General features: G+C 39.1%; 12 protein-coding genes. 8 read left to right on the forward strand and 4 right to left on the reverse strand.

Annotated elements, in window-relative coordinates; all coding sequences use genetic code 11:
* Nucleotides 1–642: 642 nt before the first annotated feature.
* Complete coding sequence (locus tag LG307_RS01065) at nucleotides 643–2,013, reverse strand: sigma-54 interaction domain-containing protein (RefSeq protein WP_404450346.1); 1,371 nt, start codon at nucleotides 2,011–2,013, stop codon at nucleotides 643–645.
* Between the two features lie 253 nt (nucleotides 2,014–2,266).
* Between LG307_RS01065 and pruA the strand changes: the two genes are divergently transcribed.
* The 4 genes from pruA (at nucleotide 2,267) to LG307_RS01085 (ending at nucleotide 6,662) form a co-directional block, all read left to right on the forward strand.
* Nucleotides 2,267–3,814: an L-glutamate gamma-semialdehyde dehydrogenase gene (gene pruA / locus LG307_RS01070; protein WP_404447029.1), complete on the forward strand. Its 1,548-nt coding sequence runs from the start codon at nucleotides 2,267–2,269 to the stop codon at nucleotides 3,812–3,814.
* Nucleotides 3,815–3,884: 70 nt separating this feature from the next.
* Complete coding sequence (locus LG307_RS01075) at nucleotides 3,885–5,081, forward strand: ornithine--oxo-acid transaminase (protein WP_404447034.1); 1,197 nt, start codon at nucleotides 3,885–3,887, stop codon at nucleotides 5,079–5,081.
* 18 nt (nucleotides 5,082–5,099) lie between these two features.
* Nucleotides 5,100–6,368 carry a Glu/Leu/Phe/Val dehydrogenase gene (locus LG307_RS01080; protein ID WP_404447036.1) on the forward strand — a complete coding sequence of 423 codons (1,269 nt, stop codon included), beginning with the start codon at nucleotides 5,100–5,102 and terminating at the stop codon, nucleotides 6,366–6,368.
* A gap of 39 nt (nucleotides 6,369–6,407) precedes the next feature.
* Nucleotides 6,408–6,662, forward strand: coding sequence for a hypothetical protein (locus LG307_RS01085; RefSeq protein ID WP_404447038.1), 255 nt, complete (start codon nucleotides 6,408–6,410; stop codon nucleotides 6,660–6,662).
* Between the two features lie 200 nt (nucleotides 6,663–6,862).
* Here the strand turns inward: LG307_RS01085 and LG307_RS01090 are convergent, their stop codons facing one another.
* Nucleotides 6,863–8,191, reverse strand: coding sequence for a YjiH family protein (locus LG307_RS01090; protein WP_404450347.1), 1,329 nt, complete (start codon nucleotides 8,189–8,191; stop codon nucleotides 6,863–6,865).
* 409 nt (nucleotides 8,192–8,600) lie between these two features.
* A complete protein-coding gene (gene brnQ, locus LG307_RS01095) occupies nucleotides 8,601–9,953 on the reverse strand; it encodes a branched-chain amino acid transport system II carrier protein (RefSeq protein ID WP_404447041.1) in 1,353 nt (450 codons plus the stop codon).
* 238 nt (nucleotides 9,954–10,191) lie between these two features.
* Here brnQ and LG307_RS01100 point away from each other — a divergent pair, with 238 nt between their 5' ends.
* Nucleotides 10,192–10,863, forward strand: coding sequence for a GntR family transcriptional regulator (locus tag LG307_RS01100; RefSeq protein ID WP_404447043.1), 672 nt, complete (start codon nucleotides 10,192–10,194; stop codon nucleotides 10,861–10,863).
* Between the two features lie 77 nt (nucleotides 10,864–10,940).
* Here LG307_RS01100 and LG307_RS01105 read toward each other — a convergent pair whose 3' ends face one another.
* Nucleotides 10,941–11,546: a class I SAM-dependent methyltransferase gene (locus LG307_RS01105; RefSeq protein ID WP_404447046.1), complete on the reverse strand. Its 606-nt coding sequence runs from the start codon at nucleotides 11,544–11,546 to the stop codon at nucleotides 10,941–10,943.
* Nucleotides 11,547–11,696: 150 nt separating this feature from the next.
* On the opposite strand from LG307_RS01105, the gene LG307_RS01110 reads away from it, so the two are divergent.
* From LG307_RS01110 to LG307_RS01120, 3 genes are read left to right on the forward strand one after another with little or no spacing between them, the layout of a single operon-like run.
* Nucleotides 11,697–12,641, forward strand: coding sequence for an ABC transporter ATP-binding protein (locus tag LG307_RS01110; RefSeq protein ID WP_404447049.1), 945 nt, complete (start codon nucleotides 11,697–11,699; stop codon nucleotides 12,639–12,641).
* Between the two features lie 2 nt (nucleotides 12,642–12,643).
* Entirely contained in the window at nucleotides 12,644–13,378 is a 735-nt protein-coding gene (locus LG307_RS01115) for an ABC transporter permease (RefSeq protein ID WP_404447052.1), read from the forward strand.
* A complete protein-coding gene (locus tag LG307_RS01120) occupies nucleotides 13,375–14,061 on the forward strand; it encodes an ABC transporter permease (RefSeq protein WP_404447055.1) in 687 nt (228 codons plus the stop codon). Before LG307_RS01115 ends, LG307_RS01120 begins: the two co-directional genes overlap by 4 nt.
* The last annotated feature ends 61 nt before the right edge of the window (nucleotides 14,062–14,122 follow it).

Raw genomic sequence — 14,122 nt, forward strand, 5'->3', positions numbered from 1 at the left:
TGAAACAATTTTCTTTCCTTTTAGTTCCTTTAATTCCATGTTAACGTTTAGGCTATCAAAATTACTTCCCAATTTCTTAAGCGATGACTGTACAAGTTTAGCGTAATGAAGGCCGCGTTTTGAGTTTACTTTTAATAATTGAAGAAGACAGGAAACTCCTTATCCATGGAAGTTCCATGTCTTCTTTTCAATTTTATTGTATCTTCACCTTATCTTAAGGAAAGCGAGTAGGAAACCCAACAATACTCTTTTGAACGTAACAGCTCGCGAAAATTTGAAACACAACTTTCAAATTACTGCAATTCGTCAGGCTGCTTTCTCAGAAATTTTACGATTCTTTCTGCCTGATCCATTCACGATAACGACACCAATAAGTGCAATCATTCCTACAATAAGTGAAATCATAGTCGGGAACTCCTTTAGCCATAACCCGGCAACAAAAATAGCAATTGCTCCGCCAGAAAATGAGAGGTTTGGGCCTGCTGTTCCTAAAGTTATACAGATAATTCCAATGAATCCTATCGGGTAATGAGTGCCTTTGTGAAAGTTCTTCTATGCATTTCTTCTCTCCTTCAACCACTTCCAATTAGGAAGTACGCTTTTTTTGTTGTTTATTTAGTTTCATGAATAATACACTTCACCTTATTTCACACCATATTTCTTTAATCGATATTGTAAACTTTGACGGCTCATTCCTAACGCTTTGGCAGTTTTTGAAATGTTTGAGTCATGTTGCTCCAAAGCTTTAAGTAAATATTCCTTTTCAGCTTCCTCCATATGTGATTCAAAGGATTGAAAGTTGTCTTCCAGTTTTTGTTCAAGTAGTTGATTCTTAGTTGAAGCAAAGCCTGTTTCTTTAAAATGTGTCTTTTTTCTAAAGGGAAGGGGCAGGTGGGAAAATGTAATGGTATCCTCGTAATCTAATAGGTTCATTGCACCTTCAATAATGTGTTCAAGTTCCCTCACATTTCCAGGCCAGTCATATTCAAAAAACAATTCAAGCACATCTTTGCTAATTCCTCTTATATTCATATTGAATAGATCATTGTATTTCTTAATAAATGAGTTAACGAGTAAGAGAATATCCTCTTTTCTTTCCCGAAGAGGAGGAATAAAGATCGAAACAACGCCTAATCGATAATAGAGGTCCTTGCGCAAATTGCCATTTGCAATCGCATCTACAGGATCTTCATTAATCGTGGCAATAATACGGACATCGATTTTTTTATCTTGGATATCTCCGACTCTACGAATCGATTTTTCTTGAATCACACGTAATAGCTTTGCTTGTAAGGCGGGGTTTAACGAGTTTATCTCATCAAGTAAAAGTGTTCCACCCTGGGCTTGCTCGAATAAACCAGGTCGCTCGATTGATCCAGTAAAGGCCCCCTTTTTTGTACCAAAGAGCAATCCTTCAATTAAATTGTCTGGAAGTGCTGCGCAGTTTTGGCTGATGAATGGTTTGGAAGAGCGATGACTACCGTTATGGATACTTTGGGCAAATAATTCTTTACCTGTTCCTGTTTCTCCGATAATCAAAACAGAAGATGACGTTCTTGTAGCTCGCTTACTATTTTCAATCACTTCAAACAGAGCTTCACTTTGACCAATTATGCTATCAAACGTGTACTTCGTATCTCCTTTTAGAAGGATGTTTTCACGAATGATCCGTTCAAGCTTTGTGACATCTTTGGCAATTTCAATCGCACCAATGATTTGGTTTTCCTCGTTATAAATAGGATATGTGTCATTAATGGTCGTTATTTCTTGTCCTTTATTATTAAAATACGTTTGTTTCGTATTTTTTGTTATCGTACCGTGGAGCATGGCTTGTAAGAGTGTACTATCCTTCTCTTCTGGAAACATGAAGACTTCCAGCAACGACTTATTAATGACATCCTCCTCACTCATTTCCTCAATTTCTGTCATTTTTCGATTATATATCATGGTTTTTCCCTGTGTATCAATGGCATGTACTCCGACGTCCATAACATCTAACAATCTTTTAAACATCGGTTTGTAATACTGTTTTAGCCTATCATTTTGTTCCCACAATGTAAGCACCTCTAATCGTACAAGTTTTCTTCTAGTGTAGGATATGGAGTGATAAGGTGCAATGTATTTTTGCGGAATTGACATATTAGAATAAAACAAGTGCAAAAAATCATTGCTTTGCATTGCGTACATTCGCATAGATACACAGTTAAATAGTTGGCACGATTCTTGCTTATATAGATTTAAACAATTTTAAAAGGGGATGAGTAGTTTGGTCCAATCATATAAACATGAACCATTTTGTGATTTTACAAATCAGAGGAATGTAAAAGAATTTGAAGCAGCACTACATAAAGTAGAATCTGAATTAGGGAAGCATTATCCCCTTATTATAGGCGGAGAAAGAATTTTTACGGAAGAATCCACTGTATCTGTTAATCCTGCAAATAGGGAAGAAGTGGTTGGTCGTGTTTCAAAAGCGACACAAGAGCTTGCTGAAAAAGCGATGAAAGAGGCAGATCGTACATTTCAAACTTGGAGAAAATCCAAGGTGGAAATGAGAGCGGATATTTTATTCAAAGCTTCTGCTATTGTACGCCGTCGAAAGCATGAGTTCTCGGCCTTTTTAGTGAAAGAAGCAGGGAAGCCTTGGAATGAAGCAGATGCTGATACGGCTGAAGCTATTGATTTCATGGAGTATTATGCTCGTCAAATGTTGAAATTGAAAAATGGGGTTCCTGTTGAGAGTCGTTCAACGGAATACAATCGTTATCAATATATCCCATTGGGAGTAGGAGTCATCATTTCTCCATGGAACTTTCCATTTGCCATCATGGCCGGAATGACGACAGCCGCATTGGTTACAGGAAATACAGTGTTGCTTAAACCAGCGAGTACAACACCTGTGATAGCCGCAAAATTTATGGAAGTTTTAGAGGAAGCAGGATTACCTGCAGGTGTTGTGAACTATATTCCTGGAAGTGGTGCAGAGGTAGGAGACTATTTGGTCGATCATCCACGAACACGTTTTATCAGTTTTACTGGATCCCGTGATGTTGGATTGCGCATTTATGAGCGCGCTTCTAAATTAAATCCTGGGCAGATTTGGTTAAAACGAGTGGTTGCTGAAATGGGTGGTAAGGACACGATCGTAGTGGATAAAGAAGCAGATCTAGAGTTAGCTGCCCAATCAATCGTTGCATCTGCCTTTGGTTTCTCCGGACAGAAATGTTCAGCCTGCTCAAGGGCGGTTATCCTCGAAGATGTGTATGATCAAGTGCTAGAACGTGTTGTGGAGCTAACAAGTGAATTAACAGTAGGAGATCCTGCACAACAATCGAATAAAATGGGTCCTGTAAATGACCAAGGTGCATTTGATAAAATCATGAGCTATATTGCCATTGGAAAAGAAGAAGGTAAGTTAATGTTCGGTGGGGAAGGTGAAGATAAAAAAGGCTGGTTTATCCAACCAACCATTTTTGCTGATGTAGACGAAGACGCAAGAATAATGAAAGAAGAAATTTTCGGACCTGTTGTTGCATTTTGTAAAGCGAAAGATTTTGACCATGCCATTGATATTGCAAACAACACAGAATATGGGTTAACAGGTGCGGTGATTACCAATAATCGAGAAAACATAGAGAAGGCACGTGAGGATTTCCACGTTGGTAACCTTTACTTTAACCGTGGCTGCACAGGGGCAATTGTAGGATATCAACCATTTGGGGGATTCAACATGTCTGGAACAGATTCTAAAGCCGGAGGACCGGACTACTTATTACTTCATTTACAAGGGAAAACAACGTCTGAAACGCTTTGAAGATGATAGGCGATGTGTTTATTCTAGGCAGGGATAAAGAAAAAATTAATAAATTCAGGAGGCGTATTTTATGCCAACAATGACAGAAGATTTAATTCAGCAAACAGAGAAGTATGGTGCAAAGAACTATCATCCGCTTCCAATAGTCATTTCCAAAGCGGAAGGTGTATGGGTGGAAGATCCTGAAGGAAACAAATACATGGATATGTTAAGTGCATATTCCGCAGTGAACCAAGGTCATAGACATCCCAAGATCATCCAGGCTTTAAAAGATCAAGCGGATCGGGTAACTCTTACATCAAGAGCATTTCATAACGACCAGTTAGGACCATGGTATGAAAAGTTAGCAAAGCTAACTAAAAAGGAAATGGCGCTACCGATGAACACAGGGGCAGAGGCGGTGGAAACAGCGATAAAAGCGGTTAGACGCTGGGGCTACCAAGTAAAGGGGATTGCTGAAAATCAAGCCGAAATAATCGCATGTACCGGAAACTTCCATGGCAGAACAATGTCAGCGGTATCCCTTTCTTCAGAATCAGAATATAAGAAAGGGTTTGGCCCGATGTTACCGGGAATTAAATTAATTCCCTATGGTGATATAGATGCACTTCGTGAAGCCCTTACTCCTAATACTGCCGCATTTTTGATAGAGCCTATTCAAGGTGAGGCAGGGATTGTTATTCCTCCGGCTGGTTTTCTAAAGGAAGCCTATAACTTATGTAAAGAACAGAATGTATTATTCGTGGCAGATGAGATCCAATCAGGACTTGGACGATCAGGTAAAATGTTTGCTTGTGATTGGGAAAATGTCGTACCCGATATGTATATTTTAGGGAAAGCACTTGGCGGAGGAGTATTCCCAATATCATGTGTTGTTGCAGACAAAGAGATTTTAGGTGTATTTAATCCTGGGTCCCATGGCTCCACTTTTGGAGGAAACCCAATGGCATGTGCTGTTTCCATCGCATCTCTTGAAGTACTAGAAGAAGAAAAACTTACGGAACGTTCAATGGAACTAGGAAACTACTTCATGAAACGTTTAAAAGAGATTAAAAACCCAATTATCAAGGATATTCGTGGAAGAGGTTTATTTATTGGTGTCGAACTTCATGAAGAGGCGAGACCATTTTGTGAAGCTTTGAAAGAAACGGGTCTTTTATGTAAAGAAACCCATGAGACAGTCATTCGCTTTGCACCGCCACTCATTATCAGCAATGATGAGCTGGATTGGGCGATTGAACGTATTCAACGCGTGTTAACTAAATAATAATCTAGGGGGCCAATCATGAGTACAGTTGTTAAAAATGTCCAAGAAGAATCTTTAAATTTATTTACTTCCACTCAAGTTGTAATTAAAGAAGCATTAGAAAAACTAGGATATTCGCATCAACTTTTTGAACTATTGAAAGAACCTCTTAGAATGTTGACAGTGCGTATCCCTGTCAGAATGGATGATGGATCGACAAAAGTATTTACTGGATATCGTGCACAACATAATGACTCGGTTGGTCCCACAAAAGGGGGAATTCGCTTCCATCCTGAGGTGGACGAGGAGGAAGTGAAGGCACTTTCCATGTGGATGAGCCTAAAATGTGGCATTGCGAATTTACCATATGGAGGAGGGAAGGGTGGAATCATCTGCGACCCAAGGAAGATGTCTGCTACTGAGTTAGAGCGGCTCAGTAGAGGGTATGTCAGGGCAATCAGTCAAATTGTCGGCCCTACCAAGGATATCCCTGCCCCTGACGTATATACCAATTCACAAATCATGGCTTGGATGATGGATGAGTACAGTCGACTGCGTGAATTTGATTCCCCTGGCTTTATTACAGGTAAACCCCTCGTACTTGGTGGGTCCCACGGGAGAGAAAAAGCGACTGCGCTTGGTGTCACCATTTGTATAGAGGAAGCAGCTGCGAAAAAGGGAATTCCTTTGAAAGGTGCCCGCATGGTCATTCAGGGATTTGGAAACGCCGGGAGCTTTTTAGCAAAATTTATGCATGATGCAGGGGCAAAAGTGATTGGGATATCTGACGCTTATGGTGCTTTGTATGATCCAGCTGGATTAGATATCGACTATTTACTTGATAGAAGAGATAGCTTTGGTACTGTGACGACTCTCTTTGAACACACGATAACAAATGAACAATTATTAGAACTTGATTGTGATATCTTGGTTCCTGCGGCAATCTCCAATCAAATTACCGCTCACAATTGCCATAAAATTAAAGCGGCAATTGTGGTGGAAGCAGCAAATGGTCCAACCACACTAGAAGCAACCAAGGTTTTAACAGAACGTGGCGTACTTCTGATTCCAGATGTGCTTGCAAGTGCTGGCGGGGTCACCGTTTCTTATTTTGAATGGGTGCAAAATAATCAAGGTTTTTATTGGCCGGAAGAAGAAGTCATTGATAAGCTTAATAAAGTTATCGTAGAATCGTTTAATCAAGTTTATCGTGTTTCCCAAGACAGAGAAGTCAACATGCGTTTGGCAGCTTATATGGTCGGTGTTCGCAAAATGGCAGAAGCATCACAATTCCGAGGTTGGATTTAATTAATCCAGTGGTCAACGAATTTACAAGGAGTGAAGAATGTGATCCAACGCTATCATTCAATTAAATGTCCGTATGATGGAATAATCGAAAAAGTGTACATTAGCGAAAACTGCCATGTATATGAATGGGAAAACCTTTTCTTAATTAAAACAACAGAAGGAAAGATAGAGGGCATCTCAGTAGGTGCAAGTGGACACATCACCTCCCTCGTAGTAAACCAAGGGGATCAGGTAAGACGGAATATGCGATTAGCTTCTTTACAAGATGATTTTATTATCACAGGTTCTGATTGATAGTAAATTTTTTGAAAGGTTTGGGATTACCCAAGCCTTTTTTTCGTATTTGTAAACAAAAAATATATCGAGGAATATTACCAGAGCCAAAACCTAAAAAAAAGGCTGCTAGATAATCAGCTTTCACTGACTTTCTGGACAGCCATTTGTATGTAAAGCTCTTTGTTTGTGAACAGTAACACTTAATATTCAGGGTAGACTTAAAAAATAATGTGAGCCATTAAGACGATTATAGGTAACGTAATAATTGTGCGCTGAAGGAAAATGATAACTAATTCAAAAAAACGAACAGGTAGTTTGGATCCTAATAACAGTCCACCTACTTCTGACATATAGATTAATTGTGTGACAGATACACAGCCAATAACAAAGCGGGTTAGTTCGCTTTCAATCGAACTACCAATAATAGCTGGTAGAAACATATCTGCAAAACCTACAACCATTGTTTGAGAAGCAGCCGCTGCTTCCGGCACTTGCATGAGAGTGAGGAGCGGGATAAACGGCATTCCTAGGTACTTAAAGACAGGGGTGTATTCGGCAATGATTAGTGCTGCTGTTCCGATTGCCATGACGATAGGAATAACCCCCATCCACATATCTAGTACGTTTTGGATTCCTCCTTTAATTACAGTAGCATAACTTTTATTTTTCTTCGCTTGTTGAATAGCTTGATTCAACCCCCATTTAAAGTGTGTCGTGTTTTTTGGTAGACTTTCATCTATCATTTTTTCAGCGTGTTCATAGTAAGTATCTGGTTTTCTAGATAATGGTGGGATTCTTGGACATATAAATGCTGCTACAAGGCCGGCTATCACAATCGTAAGATAGAATGGTCCAAAAACATTTTGAAGATTTAAGTACGTAATGACAACGATTGTAAACGTAATCGATACAACAGAAAAGGTTGTCCCTATAATAACAGCTTCTCTTTTTGTATAATATCCATCTTCATATTGTTTATTGGTTAATAGGACACCAATTGTACCGTCACCCAACCAAGATGCTAAACAGTCAATGGAAGAACGACCAGGCAATTTAAAGAGTGGTCGCATGACTTTTGTTAATAAGGCACCACATAATTCAAGAAGACCAAAGTTCAGTAATAGCGGTAAAAATAACCCTGCGAAGAGGAAAACTGAAAATAGTACGGGAATTAAGTCGTAAAGTAACAATCCACCAGTATTTTCTGACCAAATCCAACTTGGACCAAACTGAAATAAAGTCATAATTGCAAAGATCATCCCTAATACTCTAGCAATAAGCCAGGTGGTTGAGACATCAAATAACTTTGAAAGAAACGGAGACCTTTCAATCAGAAACGGTTTAGAAAACTTCACCAATAAAGTGATTATTGTTGTCAGCACAATTACACCTGTCATAACAAAAGGTAGAATACTTGTAAAACTGTTTTGCACTAATTTAGCTAATATTGCAACAGGAATCGTAATTTCACCATTAAATGGAAAAGGAATAATAAATAGAACAATACCAATAAAACTAGGAAGGATAAACTGTAAATATTCTTGCATGCTATAAGAATTTTTTGGTATCGGTTGCCCAGTTTCTTGAATCTTTTCTTGTTGAAGCTGATTTTCCAAAGAATTCACCTCAATTAATATATTTTCAGATTACTGAAAGCGCTTTCTAAATTTGATAACGTTTTGTGTAGGCTCCTCTCTTTCTTATTTTAAATAGACTAATAATAGTACATATTTCTTTTAATGCAATTTTTGTGCCAACAAAAAAATCATAGAGTTCTTGTATTATCACACTAAATAGCAGTTTTTTTGCAAAGAGATTTTGCACTACATGCAAATAAATAAATCATATGAATGCAAATAAAGGCTCCAAAAGAAAAAATGGTGGAACTTTTAATTCCACCATTTAAACAGTACATTTATCCTTTTTCGAGAACAATTTCTCTTTTATAACGAGTAATTAATTTGCTTCCCTCTCAAGTTGTACACGTTGCTGCTTTTCTTTCATTATACTGCTCCAAACAATCCCTAAGACACCACCAATAATCGCCGGGAAAATCCATCCTAAACCTACTTCATATAAAGGAAGAATGGTAGAAAAAAGGTCTTCAACGGGCGCAATGCTCATACCTGCGGCCTTTAACGCATCAGAAAACGCCACAATGGATGTGAAAATCATACTTCCCTGATACACTTCTTTTTTTCCATTAAAGAAAGAATGCAAGAACGTTAAGGCCATCAAGCAGACAACAAATGGATAGATCGCAACTAACACCGGTACGGATACGGCAATCAATTGAGTTAAGCCCACGTTCGCAAAAATTGCACTAATCATAGATAACAAGATAACAAAGGTCTTGTAAGAAATGTTTGGCAATAGTTTATGGAAATAGGAAGAACATGAAATGATAAGACCGATACTTGTTGTTAAACAAGCGCCAATCACGATCAGGCTTAGTAAGAGTCCACCGTAAGCTCCAAAGAAGTGATTAGATGCACCCGATAGCACCGCGCCTCCATTTTCTAATTGTCCAAGTGCTTCCACACTTGAAGCCCCAATAAAGGATAGGGAGGTATAGATAATGGCAAGAAGTCCTGCCGCAATACTGCCTGCTTTTGTGACAGCAATCATGATTTCCTTTTTCGTTGTCGCACCTTTCTCTTTCACGGCGTTAATGACAACAATCCCGAATACAAAGGCTGCAAGGGCATCCATTGTCAGATATCCTTCTTGGAATCCTTTAAAGAAGGAGCCGTCTACATAACTCTCTGTAGGAGCTTGGAAGCTCCCAATTGGGAAAATAAACGCTGTGGCAATTAAAATTCCTATGAAAATCAGTAATAGCGGAGTTAATACTTTCCCGACAATATCAACTATTTTAGTAGATTTCAAAGAAAAGAATACGGTAACGCCAAAAAATAGAATGGTGTAGATTAGTAAACCAAAGCTACTGCTTTCTTCTGATAAGAACGGTCTGATTCCCATCTCAAAGGACGCCGTTCCTGTTCTTGGGATGGCAAATAAAGGTCCAATCGCTAGATATAAGATAACCGTAAAAGCAAGTCCGAAAACAGGATGTACCCTGCTCGCTAAGGACTGGAGATCACTTTTCCCCGAATATCCTAACGCTAAAACGCCAAGTAAAGGCAACCCAACCCCGGTTACGATAAAACCCGCATTAGCAGACCAAATATTCGTCCCTGCAGATTGACCGAGCATGGCGGGGAAAATTAGATTCCCTGCACCAAAGAATAAAGCGAAAAGCATAAAACCAATGGCTAGTACGAATGAAAATGGCATTTTGTTATTCATCTTAAGTCCCCCTGGTAGTTAAGTGATCTGGTTGTTCCCATATAAATAGAAAATTATTTTAGTAACGTAATATATTGCATACAACAAGATAACACATGCAAAATGTTTATGCAATATATTACCTAGAATTGTTCCGTGTAATATATTGTATTTAAAAGCAGAATACTATACACTTTTAACATATCTAACTCGAATTCATAATCGTTTTTTGTGAAATTTATAAAGGTGGTTGATCATCATGCCCATACCTTCTAACTATTCATCACCCACTCGTGTGTCTGCCAAAAAGCGCGCCTTTGCTCAAATTCAAGAGTGGATCATTGATGGAACGCTTCAACCGAAAGAAAAGCTGAATGATGCGGAGCTTGCACAAGCTCTAGGTGTGAGCAGAACGCCTATACGGGAAGCTCTGCAACTACTCAATGTTCAAGGTTTAGTGGAAATGTTTCCAGGAGTAGGGACTCAAGTCACCTCTGTGAATAAAGAAGACATAACTAAAATCCTACCTCCATTGGGGGCTTTAGAGGCCTTAGCGGCTGAACTGGCAACACCCTTAATAACCCAAGATACAATCGATACTTTGCGTGAGATAAATACTAAATTCGCTCATGCCATTAAAAAAGGGGACTTTTATTCCGCTTTAAAGCAGGATGAACAGTTCCATAATATTATTGTAGAAAATGCACAGAATCCGTATCTCGCGAATTCAGTGTCCAATCTTCAGGCACATGTTCTGCGTCTCTATTTTCATCAGTCCATTATCCTGACAGGTGCTTCTATAGAAGAACACGAGTCCATGCTAAAAGCATTTGAAAATCGGGATAAAGAAACGGCAGCTAAGATCGCTCGCACTAACTGGCTGAGAGCAATTGATGAGTTCTATGCGGAGCAAAAAGATAGTGGTGAATAGTTATATATTTATAATAAGTAAAAGCGCCCCTACTTTAAGTGGAGGCGCTTTTGAAATTCAAATCAAACCGTTTCAAATTAGCCCCTACACTTTATACTACTAGAAATAAACATTGAAGCATCCTCTTTCATAAATATCCCTTTTCCATGATAAAAAGTCTTCACATTAATGGAAGTAAACCCGATTTCTGAAAGTAACTGTTCCAGCTCTTCATGAGAAAATCCGTTATGTACGGTTTGATGATGAATGTTATCGTTTTTGTCAAAGTCGAATAGGATGAGTTTTCCGCCAGGAGTTAAGGTGTTGTAAAGTTCTTGTAGTATTTGCTTGGTATCTGGGATGTGGAGGAGCACCATGGATAGTAAAAGGATGTCTGCTTTAATTTTTGGTCTTTCCTTTGTGAAATCGTAATAGAGCACACTAGCGTTGGTAATGCCTTTTTGTGCAATTTTAGCCGCCCCGACCTCCAACATTTGCTTAGAGGAATCCACTAGCAGAATAGATTCAACATAATCGGCTAGCTCTAAACTTACGAGACCGGTTCCACTGCCGTAGTCAATCAAAGATTTTGATTGGCTGTCTTGGATTTCCGGTTTTACTTCCGTTGAAATTATGTTAGCTAACTTGATTCTTTCTTCTGTATCATATCTTTTTGCCATCTGTTCAAACACATTTTGTTCCATAATCCACACTCCTTCTATATGTCCTTCCAAATATAATTGCAAAACCATGCATTCAAGCACTTAAAACTCAATCATTACATTTGTAACTACTCCATAAATACCTTAGCCAATTAAGATAATAATAAGAACAGGATTCAAGGAGGGTATTTTATGGCAGTTGTCCGTATGAAAAATATAATTAAAAGATATGGCTCGCAGTTGGTCCTCGATAATGTAGACCTAGAAATTGCAGAAGGAGAGGTCCTCGGGTTATTGGGACCAAACGGTGCAGGGAAAACAACTTTGATTCACGCCTTGGCAGGGATTATTGGATTCGATTCCGGGGAGATAGACGTATTTGGCAAGGAACAGCATTCCAAATTGTTGGAAATCAAGCGTCAGATCGGACTTGTACCACAAGAAATTTCTTTAATTTCTGATCTAAGTGCGAAGGAAAACCTAGAGTTTTTTGGTGGGATATATGGCATTAAGGGGGAGAAATTAAAAAAACGGGTAGAGGAAACATTGGAGTTTGTTGGTCTCACAGAGCATGCACGAAAGCTCCCTATCAAATTTTCAGGTGGGATGCAAAGACGACTAAACATTGCATGCGCTCTTGTTCACAAACCTAGGTTTCTTATTATGGATGAACCGACAGTAGGGATTGATCCACGATCCAGAAATCACATTTTAGAAACTATTCGCAAACTAAACAGGCAAGGGACGACGATTCTATATACGACACACTATATGGAAGAGTTACAAACTCTCGCGCAACGTGTGGTTATTATGGATCAGGGGCATGTCATTGCCGAGGGTACCATCAACGAACTAGTGAAAAAAATTCAGCATGAAGAAAAAATAAAGCTGGAGGTAGGAAGTCCGACTGACCTCCTTTTAGAAAGGCTCCGTAAGCTGGACGGGATAAAACAAGTGACACGAACCCACAAGGAAATAACAATTATTTCACAAGTTGGAACGGGAAATCTCGATCGTGCCCTTTCCATTGCGAAAGACTTTGGTGGAATTCTTTCCGTCACTGCGGAAGAACCGACCTTGGAGGATGTGTTTTTAACTCTCACCGGTAAAAGCCTCCGTGACGGAGGGGAGGAATAACCATGTTAGTAAGATCAAGTTATTTTATCCTTCGCCGTATGCTCAGAAACTATATAGGTATGGTGATTTTACTAGTTACCCCTGTTGCATTAATAACTGTTTTGGGAATGATAGCGGACGATGCGGTGAATGAATCTCTCGGTATTCCCATTAAGGATGAAGTTGCGGTCACCATGGTTTTCGCCTTTCTCATGTTCGGTGGCTTTTACACAATGGAGTATATTAGAGGAGACTTGATGTCTTCCATGAGATGGAGAATGTACTCCCTGCCATACCAAGCTCATAAGCATGCATATTCCATTTTGATTTCCAGTTCACTCTTTAATGTGCTGCAGAGCTTTATCATTGTAGTTTACACATTCTTTGTCTACGACGTCCATTGGGGGAATTTGGCGTTCGTGTTGATAATCCTTTTGGCCGTATCCACTCTTATACAATTTGTGTTCATCAATTTGGTTTTAGGGGTGAATAATTATAAAACAGCTGAGCGGCTGGGGACAGGGTTCGGACTTGTATGTTTAATGCTGGCAGAAGTTTGGTTTCCATTGCCGGAAGGTCGTCTTTTTCAACTACTTTCAACCTATAGCAATCCCTTTTCGCTTGGAAAGAATATGATATTTGCAAACATGACAGGGGAAAATATAGATAAAGCACTAATCAGCTTTGTTATTCTGATTGCTTCATCTATCCTATTGGCCATAACAGCCACATATTTTGGAAGGCGGAAGCTTCTATGACCGTTTTTACTTTTGTATTTAAGCGTTTTTTTCGAAAGAAATCCAATATAATTTTCTTACTGGCTTTGCCGATAGGGGCCGTATTTCTTCCGTCTGGAGAATGGCCGAAAATCCCAATAGGCTTCCAATATTATAGTATTATCCTGTTATTCTTGGCTGCCAGGCTAGGGGGTATCATTTTGGAGGATAGGGAAGATAAGACGTTATTGAGAATAAGTGTAGCTCCTATCACCCATTTTCAGTACTTGTGGCAAAACTTGTTGGCATATTCGTTGATTTTGACTTTAATTAATGTGGTGTTTGTTATTCTTGGAGTTCTTGTTCATGGACCTGATCTGCCCGAACCGATTTTACTTTTTATCATTTATACGGTTTTCTCCATGACTGCTTTAGGTTTCTCCTTAGCATGGTATTCCTTGTTTCATAATAAGGAGGTAGCCTTTAGTATATTAGGAGGCTTCATCATTCTCATGGCTATGCTTGGTGGAGTGATGTGGCCAGTGGTAATAATGCCTGACTATTTTCAGAGAGCTGTAATGTTACTGCCTACCTATTGGGTAGCGGAAGGGACCATCCTCGTTTCCTACGGTGCTCCAGTAGAAGAACTGGGTGTACCGATTGTCGTTATGTTCCTCTTTTGTATCGCCTTTCTATTATTAGGAAGCAAAAGAAGATTAAGTTAGCATGATATATATGGAGAAGCGGGCTAACTGGAATTTGCTATAATAAAAGTAGTATCAGTGA

This window comes from Sutcliffiella horikoshii (assembly GCF_044809035.1).
Classification (GTDB): Bacteria; Bacillota; Bacilli; order Bacillales; family Bacillaceae_I; genus Sutcliffiella_A; species Sutcliffiella_A horikoshii_G.